The sequence below is a fragment of the Candidatus Poriferisodalis sp. genome, from assembly GCF_965215815.1.
GTDB lineage: Bacteria > Actinomycetota > Acidimicrobiia > Acidimicrobiales > Poriferisodalaceae > Poriferisodalis.
Genome location: NZ_CBDCEO010000013.1, coordinates 2628049 through 2651081 on the forward strand (window position 1 = coordinate 2628049; position 23033 = coordinate 2651081).

19 protein-coding genes are annotated in these 23033 nt (G+C 65.8%); 13 read left to right on the plus strand and 6 right to left on the minus strand.

The features are described 5' to 3' along the window. The first annotated feature begins 180 nt into the window (after positions 1–180). Positions 181–1854 carry an L-histidine N(alpha)-methyltransferase gene (locus ACOOHB_RS21790; protein ID WP_420446878.1) on the plus strand — a complete coding sequence of 558 codons (1674 nt, stop codon included), beginning with the start codon at positions 181–183 and terminating at the stop codon, positions 1852–1854. 19 nt (positions 1855–1873) lie between these two features. Here the strand turns inward: ACOOHB_RS21790 and ACOOHB_RS21795 are convergent, their stop codons facing one another. The 3 genes from ACOOHB_RS21795 to ACOOHB_RS21805 all read right to left on the minus strand — a co-directional run bounded on the left by ACOOHB_RS21795 (position 1874) and on the right by ACOOHB_RS21805 (position 4081). Next, positions 1874–2527, minus strand: a complete 654-nt coding sequence (locus ACOOHB_RS21795) for a nitroreductase family protein (RefSeq protein ID WP_420446879.1) — start codon at positions 2525–2527, stop codon at positions 1874–1876. Between the two features lie 9 nt (positions 2528–2536). Further along, positions 2537–3271 carry an SCO6745 family protein gene (locus tag ACOOHB_RS21800; RefSeq protein WP_420446880.1) on the minus strand — a complete coding sequence of 245 codons (735 nt, stop codon included), beginning with the start codon at positions 3269–3271 and terminating at the stop codon, positions 2537–2539. 69 nt (positions 3272–3340) lie between these two features. Then, a complete protein-coding gene (locus ACOOHB_RS21805) occupies positions 3341–4081 on the minus strand; it encodes a dienelactone hydrolase family protein (RefSeq protein WP_420446881.1) in 741 nt (246 codons plus the stop codon). Positions 4082–4268: 187 nt separating this feature from the next. Here ACOOHB_RS21805 and ACOOHB_RS21810 point away from each other — a divergent pair, with 187 nt between their 5' ends. From ACOOHB_RS21810 to ACOOHB_RS21865, 12 genes are all read left to right on the plus strand, one after another. Then, positions 4269–5084 carry an enoyl-CoA hydratase-related protein gene (locus ACOOHB_RS21810; RefSeq protein ID WP_420446882.1) on the plus strand — a complete coding sequence of 272 codons (816 nt, stop codon included), beginning with the start codon at positions 4269–4271 and terminating at the stop codon, positions 5082–5084. A 129-nt stretch (positions 5085–5213) separates the two neighbouring features. After that, positions 5214–5456 (plus strand): FitA-like ribbon-helix-helix domain-containing protein, encoded by a 243-nt coding sequence (locus ACOOHB_RS21815; protein ID WP_420446883.1) that lies wholly within the window; start codon positions 5214–5216, stop codon positions 5454–5456. Continuing rightward, a complete protein-coding gene (locus ACOOHB_RS21820) occupies positions 5453–5854 on the plus strand; it encodes a type II toxin-antitoxin system VapC family toxin (RefSeq protein WP_420446884.1) in 402 nt (133 codons plus the stop codon). Before ACOOHB_RS21815 ends, ACOOHB_RS21820 begins: the two co-directional genes overlap by 4 nt. A gap of 119 nt (positions 5855–5973) precedes the next feature. Continuing rightward, positions 5974–7227: an ATP-binding protein gene (locus tag ACOOHB_RS21825; protein WP_420446885.1), complete on the plus strand. Its 1254-nt coding sequence runs from the start codon at positions 5974–5976 to the stop codon at positions 7225–7227. Next, complete coding sequence (locus ACOOHB_RS21830) at positions 7224–10682, plus strand: hypothetical protein (protein ID WP_420446886.1); 3459 nt, start codon at positions 7224–7226, stop codon at positions 10680–10682. The genes ACOOHB_RS21825 and ACOOHB_RS21830 overlap by 4 nt, the downstream gene beginning before the upstream one ends. Beyond that, a complete protein-coding gene (locus ACOOHB_RS21835) occupies positions 10651–11415 on the plus strand; it encodes a hypothetical protein (protein WP_420446887.1) in 765 nt (254 codons plus the stop codon). The genes ACOOHB_RS21830 and ACOOHB_RS21835 overlap by 32 nt, the downstream gene beginning before the upstream one ends. Before the next feature lie 88 nt (positions 11416–11503). Further along, a complete protein-coding gene (locus tag ACOOHB_RS21840) occupies positions 11504–11638 on the plus strand; it encodes a hypothetical protein (RefSeq protein ID WP_420446888.1) in 135 nt (44 codons plus the stop codon). 54 nt (positions 11639–11692) lie between these two features. Further along, positions 11693–12973 carry an amidase gene (locus ACOOHB_RS21845; protein WP_420446956.1) on the plus strand — a complete coding sequence of 427 codons (1281 nt, stop codon included), beginning with the start codon at positions 11693–11695 and terminating at the stop codon, positions 12971–12973. Positions 12974–12987: 14 nt separating this feature from the next. Beyond that, positions 12988–14490, plus strand: a complete 1503-nt coding sequence (locus ACOOHB_RS21850) for a 3-hydroxyacyl-CoA dehydrogenase NAD-binding domain-containing protein (protein ID WP_420446889.1) — start codon at positions 12988–12990, stop codon at positions 14488–14490. A gap of 66 nt (positions 14491–14556) precedes the next feature. Further along, the gene (locus ACOOHB_RS21855) at positions 14557–15723 is read left to right on the plus strand and encodes an acyl-CoA dehydrogenase family protein (protein WP_420446890.1); all 1167 of its coding nucleotides are present in this window, start codon (positions 14557–14559) and stop codon (positions 15721–15723) included. A gap of 113 nt (positions 15724–15836) precedes the next feature. After that, positions 15837–18110: an acetate--CoA ligase family protein gene (locus ACOOHB_RS21860; RefSeq protein ID WP_420446891.1), complete on the plus strand. Its 2274-nt coding sequence runs from the start codon at positions 15837–15839 to the stop codon at positions 18108–18110. After that, a complete protein-coding gene (locus ACOOHB_RS21865; protein ID WP_420446892.1) occupies positions 18107–18922 on the plus strand; it encodes an enoyl-CoA hydratase-related protein in 816 nt (271 codons plus the stop codon). Before ACOOHB_RS21860 ends, ACOOHB_RS21865 begins: the two co-directional genes overlap by 4 nt. 56 nt (positions 18923–18978) lie before the next feature. On the opposite strand, the gene ACOOHB_RS21870 is transcribed toward ACOOHB_RS21865, so the two are convergent. The 3 genes from ACOOHB_RS21870 to ACOOHB_RS21880 all read right to left on the minus strand — a co-directional run bounded on the left by ACOOHB_RS21870 (position 18979) and on the right by ACOOHB_RS21880 (position 22837). Then, on the minus strand, positions 18979–19908 hold the full coding sequence (locus ACOOHB_RS21870) for a DMT family transporter (protein ID WP_420443161.1): 930 nt from the start codon (positions 19906–19908) through the stop codon (positions 18979–18981). A 364-nt stretch (positions 19909–20272) separates the two neighbouring features. Continuing rightward, positions 20273–21061 carry a type II toxin-antitoxin system antitoxin SocA domain-containing protein gene (locus ACOOHB_RS21875; RefSeq protein ID WP_420443162.1) on the minus strand — a complete coding sequence of 263 codons (789 nt, stop codon included), beginning with the start codon at positions 21059–21061 and terminating at the stop codon, positions 20273–20275. Between the two features lie 468 nt (positions 21062–21529). After that, positions 21530–22837, minus strand: a complete 1308-nt coding sequence (locus ACOOHB_RS21880) for an AAA family ATPase (RefSeq protein WP_420443163.1) — start codon at positions 22835–22837, stop codon at positions 21530–21532. Positions 22838–23033: the final 196 nt, after the last annotated feature.

Below are 23033 nucleotides of genomic sequence, written 5' to 3' on the forward strand. Positions count from 1 at the left end.
TTCCGGCTGTCGCACAGCACGAAACATGAAGTGCTGTCCATCACATAAATGCGACGAATTCATGGGCCGCGGGTACCCTGCGCGGCGCCTTATGGCGACAACTATGACCAGCGACTCCTCCGCGAGCCTGTTGCAGGCGTACCGCTCGGTTCGGGCGCACACCGACTTGCTCACCGCCTGGTGACCCTGGGCCTGCATCACGAGCAGCAGCACCAAGAGCTGATCCTCATGGACATCAAGCACGTGCTGTCGTGCAACCCGGCCCTGTGGCCTGCGTATCGCGCGCCAGGCGAGGCGGCACCCGCCGCACGCACCCGCGCCGACGCAAGCGCCGTGAAGTGCGTGGGCGAAACCCGCTGGGCCAGCTTCGATGGCGGGGAAGTCGCTGTCGGCCACGATGACTGTGGCTTCGCGTTCGACAACGAGGGGCCTCGCCACCGAGTGCTGACCGAGCCATTCCGGCTGGCCGAGTGCCCGGTCACGTGCGCGCAGTGGCTGGAGTTCATTGCCGACGGCGGCTACGAGACGTCGACGCTGTGGCTTGCCGACGGCTGGGGCCAGCGGTTGGCCCACGGCTGGGAGGCACCGTCGTACTGGCATCTCGCCGACGACGGCTGGCAGGTGTTCACGCTCGAGGGCCTCAAGGCCGTTGCGCCCGACGAGCCGGTGTGCCATCTGTCGTACTACGAGGCCGACGCGTTCGCCCGCTGGGCTGGCGCCCGGCTGCCCACCGAGTTCGAATGGGAGCACGCTGCGGTGGGTTTGCCCCGGAAGGGGAACATCGGCAGCTGCGCCGGTCTGCATCCCGTGCCGGCCAAGAGTCCCACGACGGCCCTTGGCAATGAGCCGGTCGAACTCCAGCAGATGTACGGCGATGTCTGGGAATGGACGTCCCACGTATCGCAACTTCTTCCACCCCCACACCCGCTGGCACTTCTCGGGCCTGCGTCTCGCCGCCGACGCCTGATGACGCACCAAGACGCGGCCGCGCCCGCGGCCGTGGAGCCCGTGATCGACAACTGGCTCGATGCCGGATGGGCAGATCGGGAACTGCGTGCGGATGTCTCCGTGGGACTGTCGTCGAGCCCCAAGGAGCTGCCGCCGAAGTGGTTCTACGACGAGCGCGGCAGCGAACTGTTCGACCAGATCACCCGTCTCGACGAGTACTACCCGACCCGCCGCGAGCGGGAGATCCTCGAACGGGAAGCCGATGCCATCGTGACGGCTTCGGGAGCCGACTGTCTCGCGGAGCTCGGATCCGGTACTTCAACGAAGACGCGCATCCTGCTCGATGCGTTCGCGACCGCCGGCCAGCTCCGCCGGTACGTGCCGTTCGACAACAGCGCAGCGACGTTGCGCAACGCAGCAACGGAACTGGTCCAGGCGTACCCGCGTCTGCGGGTGCATGGCGTCGTCGGCGCGATGCAGACCGGTGACACGTTCCTGCTGGGCACCGACCTCGTCAAAGACGCCGATCGTCTTGTAGCCGCCTACGACGACGCGGCGGGCGTCACGGCGCAGTTCAACCTCAACGTGCTCTCGGTGCTCAATCGCAGGCTCGGCGCGGACTTCGACCTCGACGCTTTCGAGCACGAGGCAGTGTTCGATGCCGGCAATGAGTGGATCGAGATGCGCTTGCATTCCACCCGGGCCCAACGAGTGCACATCCCGGCCCTTGAGATGACCGTCGACTTCGCGAGAAGGGAGCGGATGCGCACGGAACTAAGCGCCAAATTCCGCCCTGAGCGAGTGCGCGCCGAACTCGACGCTGTGGGCCTGGTCGTTCAGCGAATGTGGACCGATGACGACGGCGACTACGCCCTCACCCTTGCTCGCCGCGTCCGACGAGCCTGACCGGTCGGCCTGTCGCCGGCTACCAGCCGTTGACGTGGACGAATTGGTCGAACGGCTTGCGGCGGCCGGGCTTGAAGTCGGTGCCGATGGTGTGCGCGACCGGCAGCAGCGCCACCTGCTGGACGTCGTCGTAGGGGATGCCCAAGATCTCGGCGACTTCCTGCTCGCGGGCCAGGTGCACCGTGGTCCAGCAGGTGCCCAGGCCTCGGTTGCGCGCCGCGAGGCAGAAGCTCCAGGCGCCCTGGATGACCGAACCCCAGCGCAGCGCTTGCAGCCCCGCGGGCGCGCCGTCGAGGCGGCCTTCGATGCACGGGATGAAGATGGCCGGTGTGCGTGGGAAGTTCTCTGCGAGGTAGCGGGCCGAGTCCATCATCCGGACCCAGTCGGCTCGTGCCGCTGGGTCAGTCTCGGCGGCCGCGGCTTTGGCCAGGTAGTTGTCGTCGATCCGGCCCAACCAGACCTCTTGGTAGATCGTCCCGACGGCACGGCACTGCTCCGGGTCGGTCGAAACGACGAAGTGCCAGTCCTGGCGCAGCGATCCGGTGGGAGCTTGGAGCGCCAGTTCGAGGCATTCCCGCAGGGTTGCGGGGTCGACGGGGCGGTCGAAGTCCAGTCGCCGCCGCACGGCCCGCGTGGTGGCCAGCACCTCGTCAGCGCTGAGAGACAGCGTCATCGGTCAGCGCTAGCTGGCGAGAGCGGCTTCGATGGTGGCGACGCCGTCGGTGAGCGCCGTGGCTTCGGCGCCGTCGAGCACCCCATAGATCGGCGCCAACAGCTCGTCGGTGAGTGCCTCAGCGGCTTCCCAGCGAGCCCGATCGTCGTCAGTTACCTCGACATCGTCGGTCCAGCCGAACATCGCCACGTCGTCGGGGCGGCGGATCCGGTGAGCTGTCTCGGGGCTCAGACCCGACGCCACGACCGCCACCAAGTGCAGGCTTCCCCGCAACTCGCGCAGGACGGCCACGTTCTGGAACGCGCGCGCAGCAGTGTCATCGTTGCGGGGTTCTGCTGCCGTGCCGGCGAACAGGGCCTGGCCTGCACAATTCGCCAAGCCCGCAGCGATCACCTTGTCGGCGGCAGCGTTGAAGGGGTCAAGGCCCTCGACGTCACCGAGCTTGGAGGCACCGAAGGCTCCGGCGCACTCCATGTAGAGCGTCCCGGCCTCACGCGCTGGCATCACTTCCTTGGCGGAGTTCCAGATCTTGGAAGCCAGACCGAAGTTGAAATAGCCGAACGCGCTGTGCACGACTTCGGCCTCGACATCGCCGAGCACGCCGCCACGGCCCAGGAAATACAGGCGGAAGCCGTCGAGGCCTGCTTCCTTGCCCCGCGCAAGCGTGCCGGGATCGAAATAGAAGCTCGAGCCCAGTGCGGCGATGGGCGGCGAGACGGTGCGGACGAGATCAAGTGTTTCCATGGAGCGACAGTGTGGCACTGCGCCCCCGGTCTTGCTCCAGGGCTGCCTCAGCCGTGCTGCACCGCCCCCTCAGTGCAGGCGGCGGGCGAACATGTCCAGCAGCAGCTCCCAGTGACGCTCGGCGGCCGGCTGGTCGTACACGGGCCGCTGCGGAAACACGAATCCGTGGTGCGTGCCGTCCACCCAGTAGGTCTGTGCATCGGTGCCAGCGTCGGCGAAGGCCTTGCACAGCCGGTCGAAGTGAGCCCGGTCGACGTAGTCGTCGTGTTCGGCTGACATCACCAGCACCTCTCCGCGGATGTCGGGCGCCCGCAGGTGAGGCGAGTCGCTGGCGTCCACCGCCAGCCGCACGCCGTGGATCGAGGCAGCCGCGGTGATCTGATCGGGGTAGTCGGCGGCCAGCCAGATCGCCATCGGCCCGGTCATGCAGTAACCGGTGGTGCCGACCCGCTCGGTGCTGGCAGCCGGGTCGGCGTCGGCGTGGCGCAGCAGCGCCGCCGCGTCACGGGAGACCATGGCGTTGGACAGGTTGGTCATCAACTCGAACATGAACTGGCGGCTGGCGGGATCGTCCCGCTGCACGACGAAGCCGGGAACGTCGCGGTAGTACAGGTTCGGCAGCAGCACGTAGTACCCGACACTCGCGATGCGCCGAGCCATGTGGTGCAATTCCTCTCGCTTGCCCGGTGCGTCCATCAAGAACAGCACGGTGGGGAACGGCCCCGGCCGGCGCTCGCTCGGCTCGGGATGCACGACGAAGGTGCTCATCTCGCCTTCGCCGGTGTCAATCGACACGTGGTCTTCGAACATTCCTGCCTCCTCGGCATCGGCATCGCGGCGTGGCGCCGCACAGCGGTGGCTCGTGTGCGGTCCCTTGTGTAGTGCGTGCGCGGCGGCAACGCTGCCCCGGCGGTCGGACGAATCTCACAGTTGCGATGTCCGCGGTGTGGTGCCCGGCTGCGGCCCGCAATGAACCCGCGGCATACGATCCCGGGCCATGAAGGCATTGGGCACCGAACCGCAATATTTCGCTTATGAGGAGATCAGGCCGCGTGTGGCGCGCATCACCATCAACAGACCCGAGGTGCGCAACGCCATCAACACGCCAGCCCACAAGGAGTGGTCCGACATCCTGGATCACGCCGCAGCCGACGAGGACGTGTGGCTGATGGTCATCACCGGGGTCGGCCGGCAGGCCTTCTGCGCTGGGCGTGATCTCAAGCACCTGTCGATGGTTCGCCAGTCCGACGAGGCGACCCAGGCCGCCGACCGCGAGCTGATGAGCCAGGTGACCCGCCTCATTGAGCGCTTCGACTATCCCAAGCCGCTGATTGCCCAGGTGAACGGCGTGGCGCTCGGCGGCGGGTTCGAAGTGGCGATGGCGTGCGATCTTGTGGTGGCCGCCGACCACGCCCAATTCGGGCTGACCGAGCCGCTGCGTGGCCTGTACGCAGGCGGCGGGGGAGTGCACCGCCTGCCGCGCCAGATCCCGCTCAAGCTGGCAATGGAATTCCTGCTGACTGGACGCACGATGAGTGCGCAGCGGGCGATGGAACTGGGCATCGTGAACGATGTCGTGCCCTACGACGAACTCGACGCCGCAACCGACCGGCTCATCGACGACATCATGCGGTGCGCGCCGCTGTCCATCCAGGCCACCAAGCAAGCCGCGATGCGCGGGCTTGACCTGCCGCTGGGCGAAGCGTTCCACCACCCGTACCCGGCAGTCGCCCGTCTGATGGCCAGCGAGGACGTCAAGGAGGGCCCACGAGCGTTTGCCGAGAAGCGCCAGCCCAACTGGCAAGGCCGCTGAACCGGGCCCAAAGCGACCTAGCAGCGCCGAGCTCCTTGCAGCGCTGGATTCCCCAAGTGAGGGGCCGTTCAACAGCGTACTGGCACTATTTCGGCGCTACTAGCGCCATAATGGCGCTAGAATGAACACATGGCGACGATTCAGATCAAGCATGTGCCCGATGAGGTGCACGACAAGCTGAAGCGACGAGCAGCTACAACCGGTCAGTCGCTGCAGCAGTACATGCTTGACGCCGTCTGCCGCGAGGCCGAGATGGCGAGCATCGAGGAATTGCTCGCACGCAAACGTGTCGACGCCTTGGTGTACGGCGAGAACGAGCTGGATATGGACATGGTTGTCGAGATCATCCGCGCCGATCGTGAGTCGCATTGATCGTTGTCGACGCCAGCGTCGCCGTGACGGCGGTGGGGGCCGTCGGCGAGCTTGCGAATCGTGCCCTGCGTCGCATTTCACTTGAGCCCGCACTTGCACCTCAGATGCTCGACCTCGAAGTCACTTCCGCGCTCCGTCAGATGCACCTCCGAAGCGCGATTTCCGAAGCTGAGGCGCGCCGTGGTTTACGGCATCTGGCAGGTCTGAGAATCAGGCGCATTGGCCACGCCCCGCTGATCGCTCGTTGCTGGGAGTTACGCAACAACTTGACCGCCTACGACGCGTCGTACGTGGCACTGGCCGAGCAGGCCGGGGCAACGTTGCTGACGAGCGATGCGCACCTCGCCCGCGCGCCGGGCATCGAGTGCGACGTGGAGCTATTTGACGCATCAACCTGATCTGGTGCTGCGCGAGACTGCGGGCAAGGTTCAGGTTCGGGAGCAAGTGCCACGCCGGCAGCTTATGCATCTGAGTAAAATTACTCAATAGAGTAAAAACTCTCCGCTAGGCTGCTCTTGTGGCTGAGTATCAACGCTCCTACGTCACGGTCTTGCTCGAACGTCTCTCCGAGGTGCCGAGCCGACTGATCGCGGTCTTCGGGCCGCGACAGTCTGGCAAGACGACGATCGTGCGACAGGCGCTCGCCCAATCAACGCTCGTGCGACGGTACGAAGCAGTTGACGAACCTGATCGCTCATCGGCGCTCACCTCCACGCCTCGGCTCGCGATCCCCGACTTCTCATCCGAACCGCGTGACGCCCAATGGTTGTTGCGTACTTGGGAAGAAAGCAGGCAGTCCGCGTGGGAGTCACCCAACGGCGCAGTACTGGTTCTTGACGAGATTCAGAAGATTCCGCGCTGGTCCGAAATCGTGAAGGGACTCTGGGACGCGGATCGCGCAAAGGGGTGCCCGCTGCATGTCGTCATTCTCGGGTCGGCGCCGTTGCTCATGCAATCGGGCCTCACCGAGAGCCTCGCAGGCCGCTTCGAGATGATCGCCGTGACACATTGGTCGTTCGCGGAGATGGCTGCGGCCTTCGGATTCTCGGTTGACGAGTTTGTGTTCTTCGGGGGTTATCCGGGCACCGCACCGCTCATCGGCGATGTCGATCGCTGGAGCAGGTACGTACTGGCGTCGCTCGTCCAGCCCAACATCGAACGAGATGTGCTCGCCATGACCCGAGTGGACAAGCCGGTACTGCTCGCTCGACTCCTCGAACTCGGCGCGCTGTACTCGGGCCAGGAACTCTCGTTCAACAAGATGCTCGGTCCGCTGCAGGACGCCGGGAACACCACAACGCTCGCGCGGTACCTGGACTTACTCGGGGCGGCTGGCTTGCTCGTCGGCCTCGCCAAGCACACGGAGCGGCCGATCATCCGCCGAAGTTCGAGTCCGAAGCTCAACGTGCTCAATACGGCGCTGATGTCGTCAATCGCGCGGTACTCGTTCGAGGAAGCCCGATCTGACCGAACTTTCTGGGGCCGTCTCTGCGAAAGCGCTGTCGGTGCGCATCTGTTGAACACTGCGTCTTCCCGCACAGCGGTGCGCTACTGGCGCGACCGTGGCAGCGAGGTCGATTTCGTTTTGCAGCGCGGACCACGGGTCGTCGGCATCGAAGTCAAGTCGGGCCGCTCGATGCCGAGGTCACCGGGGGCATCCGTGTTCGAGCGCCGCTTTGGTGCGCTGCCGACGGTATTGGTCGGCGATCACGGAGTGCCGTTCGAAGACTTTCTGTTGAAGCCTGCCGACCATTGGCTGGATTCGTCATGACGGCGAGCAGCCTGATTCCGCGCACCTGCACCGAGGTCGCCACAGACGAGTGGGACAGTGCCGCCATCGCGGAATCCCAACCGCTGAGCTCGTACCGCGATGTGCCGGCTTACGTGCTTATCGGTGAACCTGGCGCCGGCAAGACGACTGAGTTCGAGCAAGAACGCCGGGCCTTGGGCACCAGTGCCGAGCGGATCTCGGCACGCCGGTTCGCGAAGGTCCATATCGCCAATCATCCCGAGTGGCGAGACAAGGTGCTGTTCATCGACGGGCTTGATGAGACCCGGACCGGCGGTCGCGACGCCACGACTGCGCTCGACGAGATTCAGTCGAGGCTGGATGCTCTCGGACGGCCGAGATTCCGTATCTCGTGCCGTGCAGCCGACTGGCTCGGTTCTGTCGATCGACGCCCGCTCACTGAGGCATCGCCCGACGGCGAGATCACTACGTTGCGTCTCGAAGCACTGAATCGCTCCGATGTTCGCCAGTACCTGAAGGCGCGGATTCCAAGCGGCGATCCCGTCGCCTTCATTCTTAAGGCAGAGTCGCTGGGCCTGGGGCCGATGCTCGACAACCCCTTGACACTGAAGTTGCTCATCAAGTCCACCGGCAACGACGGCTGGCCCTCAACACGTCGTGAGGCTTTCGAGCGTTCCTGCCGGATGCTCGCGCAGGAACCCAACCCGGAGCATCCTCGCTCGGCGCACGTTCACCCGCCGGAGCTGACATTGGTCGCGGCAGGTCGTCTGTGCGCGATTCAGCTATTGGCTGGAAAGGACGGGTACGTGCTCCTGCCCGCAGCAGTGACCAGCGAGTCCATTCCCGTTGCCGAGGTCGCCGCAGACATCGCCGCCGCAGTCCAGCGACCCGATCTCGATGTGCGAGACGTCTTCGCCACCAATCTGTTTGCATCAGGCGGCGATCTGTGCCTCCTACCGCAACACCGTCAGATCACCGAATATCTCGCAGCGGCACACATAGCAGACCTCATCGAATCCGGAAGCATTTCGATGAGTCGTCTGCGTATCGCCATGACGAGTCGCTTCGACGACCGCATCGTGACCGATCTCAGAGGCCTCGCGGCGTGGCTGGGCACTGTCTCGGGTGAAGCCCGGCGTGAGTTCATCGCCAGTGACCCCGTAGGCGCAGCCATTTATGGTGACATCGCCGAATGGCCGGCCGACGACCGGCGCGAGTTCCTGGATTGTCTCGCCGCTCAAGCGCGACCGGAGGACCTCTGGGGCGTGGCATGGTTTGACACAGCTGAGCATCGATTTCGCGATATGACGGCGTGGAGCTTCCGCAGCCTGTGCAAGCCGGACATCGCCGATGCATTGGAGGAATACCTCGGCGCGGCACAGCGGGGCACCATGCCTAGCCACGTCCTTGAGCTGCTGCTTCGCTCGCTGTTTGAGGCTGAAGACGCCTGGCTGGACCAGCTGTCCAGCCTCGCCCCCCGCATCGCCCAACTGGCCCTTGATATGACGACTCAGCCCGATGTCCGGCTCGCCGCGTTGCTTGCGTTTGCAAGAATCGAGCCCTCCGCCTCGGAGGTGGCGACGACTCTGGGTGTCGCTCTCGACGCCGTTCGCGAGAGGAGATTCGCCGACCCGGACGACAAGATCGGGGGCGCACTGCTGCGCCTTCTGTATCTGAGGGCGATCGCGCCGAGTGAAATCTGGGCATACGCGCCCCTCTTGCACCGCGGATCCTTCAGCGGAGAGAGCTGGGGTTTCTGGCGAAACGTATTGTGCGATGAGACCCCCGTCGATGAGCTGGCGAATCTGCTTGACGGCTTCGCCGACGACGCGGAGCGCCTGTGGCCAATCTTGGCTAGTGCGTTTGCGGAAGAACTGCCTTGGAAGTTGCTTACTCGTGCACTGCATGAGATCGGGCACCAGATCGAGGTTGAGCGGCTCTATCGCTGGGTCGCCGCGGTTGCGGTCACTTACGAGCGGCGAACCATCAGCACCGATGAGAACTCTGATCTGCTCGGATGGCTGTCAGACAACCAAGCGCTAGCACGCCAGTTGATCAGCATCTGGATTGCTCGGTCGGTTAACGAGGAGATAGGCCTCGACGAGCAGTACTTCCTAGGAGATCTGCTGCTGAGCACAGCTCCGCCGAACTTTGTTGAGTGGTGCGCGCAGCAGGCTCGTGCGCGGGCAGCAACCGATTGGGGCCTTGCCTGTGCCTTCGTTGAGACGCCACTCCGCCACCGACATTGGATCGGCGACACAAGAGATTCCGTGATCGAAAGGCTGAGATCTGAGCTGACATCCAGCCCACCGCTGCTTCGCCATCTGGACGAGTTCATCAGCCCTCCCGCGACGCGACGCGACGCCCGAGAGGCAGACCGACAGCACCAACAAGAGATCGACAAGATTCGGGCGGACCATGAACGCGACCGGCAGCAGCGGCAACGCGACTGGGCGGTACACCTTCGAGAGCACATCGACGAACTCCGCTCCAACACCCTCGCGGCGCCCAATCTGCACGCAATGGCGATGGCCTATTTTGGCCGCGTTCCAGTGGTGCGCAGGGATGCAACACCCGACGAGAGGATCGCCGACTTGATCGGCGATGACGCCGAGATCCTCGAGGCAGTCGTGAGCGCACTTCGGGAGGCACCGATGCGCGCCGATGTCCCATCCGCAGCGCGCACGGCTGCGCTGGCTGCCGAGTCGAAGCATCACTGGCTTGCGTATCCGGTGCTCGCCGGCTTGGCCATTCGTGAGGCTGAGGGGATCCTCGATCCCTCATGCTTGGCAGACGATCCGCGCCGCAGCGCCGTCGCGATCTACGCGACGACGCTCTTGGATCAGCAACAACGACCGCTGTGGCCCGTGCAGTGGTTGAAGCAGAATCCGGGGCTCGTCCTTGATGTGTGCCATCACGCCGCGGTCGCCGCACTCAAGAATGGCGAGACCCATCTCTCGATGCTGAACTGGCTGGACGAGGTCGAGGGCCTCGATGACGAGTTGAACGTCTTTCGACTGCGATTGCTGAAATCGATCTCCGTCCGATTACCGGTCGCCCAATTGCCGGTAGTGGACAGGCTCTTGCACAGCGTCTCGGAGCACCCCGACACGGCAACGCTGCGGCAATTGGTCGCTCAGAAGCTCCGAGCGACGAGCATGACCGACGGACAGCGGGTCCGGTGGCTTGCCCTAGATGCGATCATGCGCGGTGGCGACGCGCTGGGAGCGCTCGACGAGTTCATCGACGCCAACGAGAAGCGTCCACCGCATCTGGCTGCATTCCTGTGCGCCAGATTCCATGGAGGCAGCGGGTTCGTCGATCGGTTGCTCGGCAGTGAGCCAATCCCAACGCTCCGCACGTTGGTGAGCGTGATCGGTCGTACCTTCCCGCCGCGGGAATGGAGGAGCGGCGAGGTTGTCAGCATCGGTCCAGCCGAAGAGGATGTCGGACCTCGCCCGTCGGTGGATCGATGAACTCGGCGGGCAACCAGTCGAAGAAGCGAGCGCTGCCCTCGATGCCCTCATCGCAGACGAGAGGCTGAGCGCTTGGCACGAATCGCTGGAATTCGCCCGCGATAAACAGCACCGATTGCGACGAGACGCGTCCTATTCGCCGATGGATGTCGCCGACGTCATTGGACTGCTGCGCGACGGTCCTCCGGCCAACGTTGCCGACTTGCACGCCCTGCTCTGCGACCATCTGACCGGCTTGGACACCTACATCCGCGGCGACAACTCCGATCCTTGGCGGGACTTCTGGGAAGACGAGCGGAGCCAGCGTCCATCCACACCTCGGCATGAGGAAACCTGCCGCGACGTTCTCTTGCGAATGCTGCGGTCTCGGCTACCCGACGGCGTCGATGCCCAGCCCGAGGGGCAGTATGCCGCCGACCGTCGGGCCGACGTTCGTGTCTCGTTCAAGAACTACAACGTTCCTGTCGAGATCAAGAAGAACTCCCATCAAGACCTGTGGACTGCCATCGAGGAACAGCTCATCGCCAAGTACACGATCGACCCTGACACCGGCGGGCACGGCATCTACCTGGTGCTCTGGTTCGGCTCAGACATCGATGGGTACCGGGGTCACCCCACCGATGGCGACCGACCCGGGACTCCCGGCGAGTTGGCATGCAGGCTCAATGAGTCATTGAGCCACGAGCAGCGTCGAAGGATCGGCGTCGTCGTGCTCGATGTGACCAAGCCATGAAGCCGCCCTGTTGCGCGAGACTGCGCCGTTGACGGCGGGGCTGCGGGCTGGCACAGCGAGCGGTAGTACCACAGCGACAGGGGCGAGTATGAACGATGCGACGGCGCTGGTGGAACAGGTGCGAGCCGGCGAGATCGACGCTGCCTCGGTGGTCGATGAGGCGATCGCACGCTGTGAAGCAGGTGAACCCGACGATCAATGCGATCGTCGAGCCAACCTTTGACTCTGCACGAGAGCGGGCGGCCGAGTTCGTCTGCCAGCGGCCCCATCGACAGGACTGCTCGCCGGCGTGCCGATTGCGCTCAAAGACCTGTTCTGCCCTGCCGAGGGCGAACCGGGTTATCAGGGCAACCGCCGGTTGGCCGAGCTCGACTACCGCTACAGCGAGACCGGTGCAGTGGCACGCCGCTGGGCTGAAGCAGGCGCGATCAGCATCGGCCACTCGCACAGTCCCGAACTCGGCGGCGGGCAGTGCCCCGCAGCGGCGGAGACAGCGCTGTATGGACCTTGTCGCAACCCGTGGAATACCGATCACACGGTGTTGGGCTCGAGCGGTGGCGCAGCTGCAGCGGTGGCGGCAGGCATCGTGCGCATCGCGCATGCCAGCGACGGGGGCGGTTCCATCCGGATCCCGGCCAGCGCCAATGGGCTCGTCGGTCTCAAGCCCTCGCGGGGTCGGATCTCGGGCGCGCCGTCGGGCGAGGGTTGGGGCGGCGGCACCACCGACGGCGCTGTAGCTCTCACCGTGCGTGATGCCGCCTTGGCGCTCGACGTGCTCGCAGGACCTGAACCGGGCGACCCCTACGTGCCCGCGCATCCTGCGCCTGCCGCCGGATACGTCGCCGAGGTCGGCCAGGGTCCCGGCCAGCTGCGCATCGGGGTCAGCTCGACGCTCCCATTTGCCGAAACCGATCCGCTGTGCACCCGGGCAGCCGAGGTCGCCGCAGGCATTCTCGACAGTCTCGGGCATCGAGTCGAGGCGGGACTGCCCGAACCGATGGCCGCCAACGACTACATGTACGACTACATCCGGGTTATCCGCACCAGTGCGACCGCAACCCTGCGCTCCTACGAAGGTGTACTCGGTCGCCCCTGGGCCGAAGGCGATGTCGAGCCAGTTGCGTGGATCAACTACCAACGCGGCGCCAAGATCAGCGCCCCCGACTACATGACCAGCCGGGAACGACTGCACGACTTCACACGCCAAATGGTCACCTGGTGGAACGCTGAACCCGGCAATGGCGACGGATTCGACCTGCTGTTGACGCCCACGCTGGGCATTGTTCCGCCCCGCGTCGGCTATCTCGTCGACGGCGACGAACGGACCCTGACCAGACGACTGGCACGGGTGACGCCGTATCTGCCCCAGTTCAACGTCACCGGTCAGCCCGCCATCTCATTGCCGCTGGGAACTCCCGAAGGCATGTCGCCCGAGGGCTTGCCGATTGGCGTGCAACTAGTGGCTGCACCCGGCCGCGAAGATGTACTGCTGCGCGTTGCCGCACAGATGGAACAAGCCGCCCCCTGGAGCCATCGCCGGCCCACGGTCACCGCCTGATTGGGATCGAGAGCATGACTGCTGTGCCCACCAGATCGGCCCGCACGATTGGGCTGGCGGGAACGGGCGTCATCGGCGCGGGGTGGGCGGTGCGTGTGCTCGCCCGGGGTCACGACGTGATCGCCTGGGATCCGGCCGACGGCGCTGAGTCCCGGCTGCGGGAAGCCGTGGAGCGAGCTTGGCCCTCGGCGACGCGCCTCGGGCTGTTTCCCGGCGCCGACCCGGACCGTCTGGGCTGGGCCGACTCTGCTGAGGAGATGGCGGCCGCCTCCGACTGGGTGCAGGAGAGCGCCCCCGAGGCAGAGTCGGTAAAGCTCCCTCTGCTTCGCCGCCTTGCCGCAGCCGCTGCGCCTGACACCGTGATCGCCAGCAGTTCTTCAGGGCTGTTGCCGTCACGCCTCGCCGACGGCTGCCGACACAGCGAGCGCATCATCATTGGCCATCCGTTCAACCCGGTGTACCTGCTGCCACTGGTGGAGGTGGTGCCAGGCGACGCCACCAGCCCCGCCGTGGTGGACGCCGCAGTCGCGCACTACCACGACCTGGTCATGCACCCGCTTGTCGTGCGCAACGAGATCGAGGGCTACCTGTCGGACCGCCTCCAGGAGGCGCTGTGGCGAGAGGTGCTGCACTTGGTGAATGACGGCGTGGCCACCACCGCCGAGCTGGACGACGCCATCACTTACGGGCCCGGCCTGCGGTGGGCCGCGATGGGCACCAACCTGACATTCCACCTAGCCGGCGGCGAGGGCGGCATGGGCCACATGCTCCGCCAGTTCGGACCGGCGCTGAAGCTGCCGTGGACCCATCTGGAGGCGCCCGAATTGACCCCCGAGCTGGTGGCGGCGATGGAGAGCGGTTGTGAGGCCCAGGCCGCCGGACGGTCCATCGCCGAGCTGGAGCAGCTGCGCGACGACTGCCTGCTGTCGGTGATGCGGGCGCTGCGCCCCAGCGACATCGGCGCCGGCCGCCTCGTGGCAGAGCGCGAAGCCCGCATCCTCGAAGCCGGCGTCACCGACGAACCCTGGACGCCGGGCGCGCATGTCGCCGCTCCGCTCGAGCTGTACTCGACCGTCGTCGAGCCGGACTGGGTGGACTACAACGGCCACATGACCGAAGCGGCGTTCCTCACCGCCTTCGGCTGGGCGTCGGACATGCTGTTTCGCTACCTGGGCATCGACGAGGACTATCGCGCGGCCGGCCACTCGTACTACACGGCCGAAACCCACATCAACTACCTGCGCGAGGCCTCCCTGGGCGAGCCGTTGCGGGTGACCACTCAGGTGCTGGGCAGCGATGCGAAGCGGCTCCATATCTTCCATGCCATGTACCGAGGCCACAGTGACGAGCTGCTGTGCACGACAGAGCAGATGCTCTTGCATGTGAACACCGAGGCCGGGCGCGCGGTGCCCGCGCTGGCGGGCCCAGCAGCGGCTGTTGCCGCCATCACCGCCGCCCACGCCCCGATGGCCGCGCCGCCTCAGGCAGGCCGGCGCATGTCCATTCCCGCCGGTTGACGCCCAAGCACGCGCCACCCTGAGACCCAAACCACGCCGGCACGACCACGACAACAGGAGCACCCCTTGGATTTCTCCATCGACGACGACCAGCAGATGGTGGTCGACACCGTGCGCGCCTTCGTGAACCGCGAGCTGGCGCCGCATGAGGACGAGGTGGAACGCACCGGACAGGTGCGGCCCGAGCTGGTGCAGCAGATTCGCGAACGGTCCCTTGCGGCCGGCATCTATGCGGGCAACATGCCCGAAGAGCTAGGTGGCGGGGGACTGGACGACCTGACGTTGTCCATGGCCGAGCGGGTCTTCGGCTGGACCGGCTACGCGCTGCAGTACATCGTGGCGCGACCGTCGAACATCCTGCGGGCCTGCGCCGGAGACCAGGTGGAGGAATACCTGCTGCCGACCGTGCGCGGCGAGCGGGTGGAATGCCTGGCGATGAGCGAACCGGGCGCCGGCTCCGACCTGCGGGGCATGACCTGCCGGGCCGAGCGCCGAGGCGACGACTACGTGGTGAACGGCACCAAGCACTTCATCAGCCACGCCGACTTGGCGGACTACGTGATCCTGTTCGCGGCCACCGGCACCGAGGCCGGAGCAGATGGTCGTGCGCCCCGCAAGCTGATCTCGTCGCTGCTGGTGGACTTCGACACTCCTGGCGTGGAACGGTTGCCGGGCTACAACAGCGTGTCCAATCGGGGCTACCACAACCTCATCTTGAACTTCGATGACGCCCGGGTGCCCGCAGCCAACCTGCTGGGCTCCGAGCATCGGGGCTTCGACGTTGCCAACGAATGGCTCGGCAGTACTCGCCTGCAGGTGGCGTCCACGTGTTTGGGGCGAGCCGACCGAGCACTCGCAGTTGCGCTGGACTGGGCCGCCAACCGGAAGCAGTTCGGGCAGCGCATCGGCCGCTTCCAGGGGGTGTCGTTCAAGCTCGCGGACATGCGTCTGCGCTTGGCCGAGGCCGAGCTCATGACCTACCGGGCCGCCTGGCTGTCGGCGAGAGGCGAGATGACCGACGCCGACGCCGCAATGGCCAAGCTGTCGGCCACCGAGATGTTGCAGTTCGTCTCTGATGAGGCGATCCAGATCCTCGGCGGCATGGGCTTGATGGACGAGCTGCCGCTGGAGCGCATCTGGCGCGACGCTCGCGTCGATCGGATCTGGGACGGGACCAGCGAGATCCAGCGACACATCGTGTCCCGCGACATGCTGCGCCCGCTGGGCTCCTGAACCGTGGCCGAGCGGCCGGCGGGCGGAATGCGTCCGCTGGGCGGGCGGAATAGGGACAGAATGCGGGCGGTGAGTACTTGGCCTGCGGACCGAATGCGGGCAGTGAGCAAGCGGTGAGCGAACGGCTCGACCGGCTGCTGCGACCGCGGTCGCTGGCATTCATCGGCGGAGCCGCGGCCGAATTGGCCATCGAAGCCAGCCGTTCGTTCGGCTTCGACGGCGAGATGTGGGGGATCAATCCCCGCCGCGAGCTGCGCGGCGCACTCACGGTTGGGTCGGTCGCCGAGTTGCCCGGTGTCGCTGACGCTGCCTTCGTGGCCGTGGCCCGCGACACCGCCACAGACGTCGTGCGAGAGCTGGCCGCCGCAGGGACAGGCGCGGCCGTGTGCTACGCCTCGGGCTTTGCCGAAACCGGCGACACCGGAGCGGCGGCACAACGCGAACTGGTCGAAGCTGCCGCTGGCATGCCGCTGGTAGGCCCCAACTGCTACGGCACGCTGTCGGCGGTCACCGGCGCTGCGCTGTGGCCCGACGTGCACGGGCTGGCCCGGTGCGAGCGCGGCGTCGCCTTAGTCAGCCAGAGCGGCAACGTCGCGGTGAACCTCACGATGGCGCGGCGTGGCCTTGCGGTCGCCCATGTGCTGGCACTGGGCAACCAGGCCGATGTGGGCCTGGCCGAGTCAACCGAGACGTTGGTGGCCGATCCGGCCGTCACCGGGGTGGGCCTCTATCTGGAGGCGGTGGACGACATCGACCGGTTCGCTGCCGCCATGGACGTGGCGCACCAGCGGAGACTGCCGGTCGTGGCGCTCAAGTTGGGTGCCACCGAGGCATCGGGCGCCATCGCCGTTACCCACACCGCCTCGCTGGTGGGCAACGACACCGCCTACGACGCCCTGTTTCGCCGACTGGGCGTGCGCCGAGCGCACACGGTGCCGGAGCTGCTCGACACGCTGTCGGTGCTGGTCGCCACCGGTCCGCTGCGGGGCAACCGACTGGTGTCGCTGAGCTGCTCGGGTGGCGAGGCGGCGTTGATGGCGGACCGCAGCCGTGGCCGCAACCTGTCCTTTCCGGCGTTCTCACCCGAGCACCGGGACCGGGTGGCCGCTGCGTTGGAACACCGCGTCGCGGTCACCAACCCGCTCGACTATCACACCTTCATCTGGGGCGACACGGCCCGACTGACCGAGTGCTTTACCGCCGTGCTGCGCGACGGGCGCTCTGTCGGCGACTCGCCCGTCGAACCGTCCACTAGGCCGTTTGAGGGGTCACCCGCGGACTCTCCGTTCGATGCCGCTGTGTTGTTGCTGGACCTGCCCGCTGCGGGACTCGACAGATCGCGATGGTGGCCCACGCTGGACGCCTTCGGTGCGGCGTGCGCCGCCAGCGGCACTCCCGGCGTGGTCGCGGCCTCGCTGGCAGAGAACCTCCCCGACGAGGCGCGTACGCGCGCCGGTGAGCTCGGACTGTGCGCCTGCGGCGACATCGACTCCGCTCTGGGTGCTTTGGAGGCTGCGGCTGCGTTCGGACGGTCGCTCGCCGCCGTTGCGAGCGCGCCGCCGCCACCGCTGCTCGCTCCAGCCCACAGCGCCCGACCGGCAGGTGAGCCCCGGCCGCAGCGCGCTTCTAGCGACGGGGACGCAGCGGTACTCGCGGCGGTGGTGATGACCGAGACTGTCCTCACGGAGACTGTCCTCACGGAGACTGTCCTCACGGAGACTGTGCTGACGGAGTCTGAGGCCAAGGAGCGGCTGGCCGCAGTGGGCATCTCGGTGCCTCGCGGGTTGCTGGTGACAGCGGCCGAAGCCGCTGCAGCCGCCGTTGAGATCGGTCTGCCAGTAGTGGTGAAGGCCACCGGTGTGGCACACAAGTCCGATGTGGGCGCAGTGACGGTCGGCTTGGACGACCTTGACGAAGTGGCCGCTGCGGCTGCGCGCCTCGGCGCACTCGGCGACGGAACGGTGACGGTTGAGGAGTGTGTCGCCGATGCCGTGGTGGAACTGCTGGTGAGCGTCCGCTCCGAGCCGCCGGTGGGAATGCTGCTGACGTTGGGCGCGGGAGGCACGCTGGTCGAATTGCTCGAAGACACCGCCACGTTGTTGCTGCCCACCCGCCCGGCCGATGTCCGCTCAGCCCTGCGCAGTCTGCGCGTCTGGCCACTGCTGGCCGGCCACCGCGGCAGGCCGCCCGCAGCAGTGGATGCGGTTGTCGAGGCGGTGTCGGCTCTCGCCCTACTGGTGAGCACCGATCGCAGCATCACTGAAGTGGAGATCAACCCGCTGCTGGTCACCGAAGAGACCGCAGTCGCCGTCGACGCGCTGATGACCGTCACCCAGTTCGGCGATGCTGAGATCGAACCTGTCCAAACGAGGCCTGACCGACCATGACCAGTTCCACCGAGGCCAGTGCCGAAGCTGCACATCCTGCCGTCGTCAGCGTCGTCGACGGGCCAGTGCTCGAGGTCACCCTCGACCGACCGAGGGCCAACGCCATCGACGCTGCCACCAGCCGCGAGCTCAGTGCCGTGTTCGCCGAGTTCCGTGACACGCCAGAGCTGCGCGTCGCCATCTTCAGCGCCGTCGGCGACCGCTTCTTCTCCGCTGGCTGGGACCTGAACGCCGCCGCCGCGGGCGAGGAATTCGAGGCCGACTATGGCGAGGGGGGCTTCGGCGGTTTCGGCGAGTTGCCGGGGCTGGCAAAGCCGGTGATCTGCGCCGTGAACGGCATGGCGGTGGGCGGCGGCTTCGAGATCGTCTTGGCGGCCGACCTGGTAGTCGCAGCCGAGACCGCCCGTTTCTGGCTGCCCGAAGCCGGCCTGGGCATCATCGCCGACACGGCCTCGGTGCGCCTTCCCAGAATGCTGCCGCCGGTTGTGGCCAACGAGGTGCTCTACGCCGGCCGCCGCCTCGATGCCGTCGAAGCGCTGCGCTGGGGGCTTGTCAACGCCGTGGTCGCCGGCGACGATCTGATGGCTGAGGCCCGCGCCTTGGCCGAGCGGGTCGTCCAGTCAGCGCCGATGTCGGTGGCAGCGATCAGCGAGATCGGCCGTCGAACCGCACATCTCCCGCTGCCCGAAGCCTTCGAATTGCTGCGCTCGGGCCAGCTCGCCGCCTATGAAGCCATGCTCGCCTCCGACGACGCCGCCGAGGGCCCTCGCGCGTTCACTGAGGGCCGTCCCCCGCGCTGGGCGAACCGCTAGTCCGCGCGACCCGTTCCGCAATGCTGAGAGGTCAAGCGGAAGCGCAGAGCGCACTCCTACGCGCGGGCGCCGCGTGACTGGTCGAGGACCACCACGACGAGGGAGAACATCACCACGGTCATGCCGACGAACTGCCACAGCGACACCTCGTCGCCGAGGAAGGCCCACGCCATCAGCGTGCTTGTGACCGGAATGGCCAGCGTCATCGTCGAGCCCACCCACGCCGGGATGCGCGTCAGCGACCAATTCATGAGCATGTGAGAGGCGAAACCCGGCCCGATCGCCAGTATTACCAGCCACAGCCAGGCACCGGACGACGGGATGTCGAACGCCTGCCCCGAGCCGATGGCGAACGGCGAGCACACCAACGAGCACACCAAGGCACTGCCGCCGGTGTACTGCGCCGAGCTGATCTTCTGGGTGCTCAGCTTCGAAAAGACGAAATAGCCGGTCCACGCGAACAGCGTCAGCAGCGCCAGCAGGTCGCCCCACACGCTCCACTCGGGAATCCCTGACGATCCGAATACAACGATGGCGATTCCGCCGATGGCCACCCCCGCCATGCCCCAATGGCGCCCCCGCGGATGCTCGCCGAACAGCCTCGGTGCCAGGAACAGCATCAACAGCGGCTGCAGCGACGCGACGACCGTTGCGTTGGCCACGGTGGTGAGCCGCAGCGCCGTGAAGAACAGCATGATGTCGAAGGCCAGCGAGACGCCGCCCCAGGCCGAGATCTTGATCGAGTTCCATTTCAACGGCGTGCCGTTCGCCCACAGGAACAGCAGCACGACGGCCGTGTAGAGCCACATCCGCCAGAACACGACGGCCAGCGGGCCGATTTCAGAGAGCCCTTTGGCGATGACCCCCGATGCTGCCCAGCCCACCATTGCGACGGCTGCCGCGGGGATGCCCAGCGCACGCTCGGGGGCGTCCGGCAGGCCACGGCCGCCGTATGGGTCGCTCGGCGCGCCCGGTGTCTCGGCCATAGCCCCGCCCCCCTCGGCCGCGGGCAAACCGAGCCGACGTCGGAAGACTACGCCTACTGGAATCGGGGAGTGCAGTTGTTCGAGGGCCGTAGCTCAGGCGAAATGAGCGCGCTCATAAGTAGCGTGCGGGCAGCAACCCACCACGGGGACTGAACATGAGCATTCTCGGCAACGCCGTCGTCCGGCACCTGATCACGCCGATCACCCCGCAACATCTCTGCGAAGCCATCGCAGAGGCATCGGCGCTCAGCTAGCCGTGATGATCGGGCTATGGGATCTTGAGTCCCAGATAGTAGAGAATGCTTCCTCTCACTTCGGCTAGCAGCCGAGCGGGTAGACGTCGCCTAGTCGGATTTGCGACACCTCAATCAGCCAGCAACCTGCGATTGGCCCGAACTCTGTTGCCGCGAAAAAACCCGACTATTTCTGCTGCGTCTGGGGTACCCAAAGCACTGACATCGATCTGAGGCATGGCAACGAGATCGGGCCGATCAGCTAGTGCGGACATGACGGCATCAACGTCAGCGATATCAGTTCGTGCCTCATGCATGTCCAACAGAACGCCTCTCTCCCCTACACGCCGAGCTTCGAGCATCGGAACAGTGTCGTATGCCATGTCCGTCAGTGAGCGAGCGGTCTCGCGACCGTAGTCTTCGAGCACGGCTTCGAGATGCGCCAGGAAATCACCTGCCCGCGCAGAAACGTCCGCAGAAGTGCGAGAGGCGCTCAGCACTGCTTCTTCAATGTCTGTTGAGAGACGGCTGGTGTTGCGCTCGATCACACCGTCGACTACGAGCCGGTCCTCGACCTTGCGCAGCGATTGGCAGTAGGGACCGTAGTGCCACCAGCGCCACAAAATCCCTGAACGGGCCTTCCCGTCTGATGCGACTGACCGGAGGTCTGCCAGATACAGCAGCTTGACGACTTTGGTGCGCGTAATGTGCACTCCGTGGTCGCCCGCGAGCCGCACCAGCGCCTGCATCGAGATGCCCGCACGATCCTCGTCGGTCGCTAGCAGCACCACATCGCCAGCGTAGGCAGCGGTGCCACCAGCCGAGCGAGCAGACACCGCTCCAGCGTCTTCGATCTCAGCACAGCCCAGAGAGCTTTCTGCTGTGCCTCGCAGACTCGTGGTCGCGCTCAGTTCAATCATCACGCAGGAACATACGTTGCGGGTGTCACACCTCGGCGTACGGCACCTGATCACACCGATCACCCCGCAGCGGCTGCGCGACGCCATTGCCGAGGCATAGAGGCCGAGCATCGTCCTCACCATTCAAGGGGGGCGGCGATGACCTGGCCGCGCACTTCTGCGTGCCGGCCTCCTCGGGTTTCGCGCTGTCGGACGGCAACCTCTTGGAAGTTGATGCTCGACACTCTTTTCCCAACCCCTAGAGTGGTTTTCGAAGACCCCGGAACCGTCACTGCTTCGGCAAACGGCCGGGGTTACGCCTTTTAAGGGCTCTCGGCCGGAGCCCCTTGGTCAGGTCCGCTGACCAGCACGTACGAATTGGCTGACGTCCCACCCGGGATGCACGCCACAGCGCGTGCCCGAAATCAGCTGTAGGCCGTCAGTTCCTGGTCGAGGCTCCAAACTTCGGCTCTCACGTATGGGCCCCGATCAGAGCCCAAGTACATCGACCAGCGAACGCTGCCTCGCTGGCGCGTGTTCACGCGGTCGAAGTCGGTCCCGAATTGCCGAGGTCCCCAGCGGCCCACCGCCGATCACCTCGAAGTAGTCAGGAAAGTCGGTGAGACGCGTGGACTGCGTCCACCCATCCGAGTCGCGGCTGCAGACAATGACGCCTTCGTGATCTTCGCCCTCCAACGCATCGAGAATGGCAGGGCTGTGGGTCGTCGCCAAGGTCCGTGCACCCTCGGTAGCAGCCGACTTGAGGCGATCAAGCAGCAACTCGACTTGCGACGGGTGCAGGCCGTTCTCGAGCTCTTCGACAACAAGCAGTCGAGAAACCGGTGTCGAGCCTGCCGACCCATCGTCAACAGGCCGAGCCTCGAGCAGCGCCGCTGCAATGGCAAGAAAACGCAGGGTGCCGTCGCTCATGAGGCGCGCCGGGATGGAACGCTTCGAATCGCCGAGCTGTTCTTGCATCGTCGTCATTACGTCCCCGAGATCGCTGCTGACGACGCCCAGATCGGCAACTTGAGCTTCCGAGAGGGACCGCGTCATCTCGAACAAGGTCCGTCGTGCATCTTGGTTTCGCATCAGGCTCGCGAGCACTGCAGAAAGGTTCTCGGCGTTCCTGCGAAGGCGGGTGTCCTTCTCGGGTACGTACTCGCGCATCTGCTGCGGAATGGGGTCGAGAATGAAGATCCCGCGAAGGGCCGCGAGCATGTGTTCAGCAACACTGTGAATGTGCCGACCCGCCTGCGATGTCGCAGGCACTCGAGTCGCCACCTGCGACGTCAGCAGCTGCGTCGCCCGAAACGTCACTGCCGGGTTCGGGCCCTGCTTGCGATTGTCCCAGCGGGCATCGATGTCGCCCGAGTCCTTCCGGGGCGCTTCTGTCCTGAGCAGGTCTTGCATCTCGCCATGGCGCGAGCCGCCGCTGCGCTGCGTCCAGAGCCGCTCCCGCACAATCTGCACGCTCGGCCGAACAGACACATCCACAGCCAAGTAGTAGATCTTGCCGTCGATCTTGGCAGCACAGCCGATCTTGAATACGTCATCGCCGACTGGCGCGCACCCTTCGGATCCGCCTCGAATCAATGGCCCGTCACGACCGCCATCGAGCGCATCTCGGACGGTCATGCCGCTCGCGAGGGCAGACAGCACCGCTGCAGCGTCGATGACGTTCGACTTGCCGCTGCCATTGCGCCCGACGAGCAGCGTCAGTGGCCCGAGCCGGACGTGCGCCTTCCGCAGGCTCTTGAACGCTGGCAATCTGAGTTGCTCCAGCGTGGCAGCCATAACCCCAAGCGTACTGATGCCCTGGAAGGGCGGACTGAAGCTGACGAGGACCAGAACCTGAAGGTCGTGACACCCGGTTCGGTTCCACTTCGAGTGACAGGCCACAAGAAGGGCGAGCCGATTGGCGGGGACAGCGACATCGGTTGGCTGCACTTGCCTGCGGAAGCCGACTACATCGTCAACGACGGTCAGCACC

What these genes read in the sequence shown, in the direction of transcription:
- ACOOHB_RS21795 (WP_420446879.1), bottom strand. Translation starts at nt 2,527, where the DNA reads ATGACGCTGTCTCTCAGCGCTGACGAGGTGCTGGCCACCACGCGGGCC.
- ACOOHB_RS21800 (WP_420446880.1), bottom strand. Translation starts at nt 3,271, where the DNA reads ATGGAAACACTTGATCTCGTCCGCACCGTCTCGCCGCCCATCGCCGCA.
- ACOOHB_RS21805 (WP_420446881.1), bottom strand. Translation starts at nt 4,081, where the DNA reads ATGTTCGAAGACCACGTGTCGATTGACACCGGCGAAGGCGAGATGAGC.
- ACOOHB_RS21810 (WP_420446882.1), top strand. Translation starts at nt 4,269, where the DNA reads ATGAAGGCATTGGGCACCGAACCGCAATATTTCGCTTATGAGGAGATC.
- ACOOHB_RS21815 (WP_420446883.1), top strand. Translation starts at nt 5,214, where the DNA reads ATGGCGACGATTCAGATCAAGCATGTGCCCGATGAGGTGCACGACAAG.
- ACOOHB_RS21830 (WP_420446886.1), top strand. Translation starts at nt 7,224, where the DNA reads ATGACGGCGAGCAGCCTGATTCCGCGCACCTGCACCGAGGTCGCCACA.
- ACOOHB_RS21835 (WP_420446887.1), top strand. Translation starts at nt 10,651, where the DNA reads ATGTCGGACCTCGCCCGTCGGTGGATCGATGAACTCGGCGGGCAACCA.
- ACOOHB_RS21840 (WP_420446888.1), top strand. Translation starts at nt 11,504, where the DNA reads ATGAACGATGCGACGGCGCTGGTGGAACAGGTGCGAGCCGGCGAGATC.
- ACOOHB_RS21850 (WP_420446889.1), top strand. Translation starts at nt 12,988, where the DNA reads ATGACTGCTGTGCCCACCAGATCGGCCCGCACGATTGGGCTGGCGGGA.
- ACOOHB_RS21865 (WP_420446892.1), top strand. Translation starts at nt 18,107, where the DNA reads ATGACCAGTTCCACCGAGGCCAGTGCCGAAGCTGCACATCCTGCCGTC.
- ACOOHB_RS21870 (WP_420443161.1), bottom strand. Translation starts at nt 19,908, where the DNA reads ATGGCCGAGACACCGGGCGCGCCGAGCGACCCATACGGCGGCCGTGGC.
- ACOOHB_RS21875 (WP_420443162.1), bottom strand. Translation starts at nt 21,061, where the DNA reads ATGATTGAACTGAGCGCGACCACGAGTCTGCGAGGCACAGCAGAAAGC.
- ACOOHB_RS21880 (WP_420443163.1), bottom strand. Translation starts at nt 22,837, where the DNA reads ATGGCTGCCACGCTGGAGCAACTCAGATTGCCAGCGTTCAAGAGCCTG.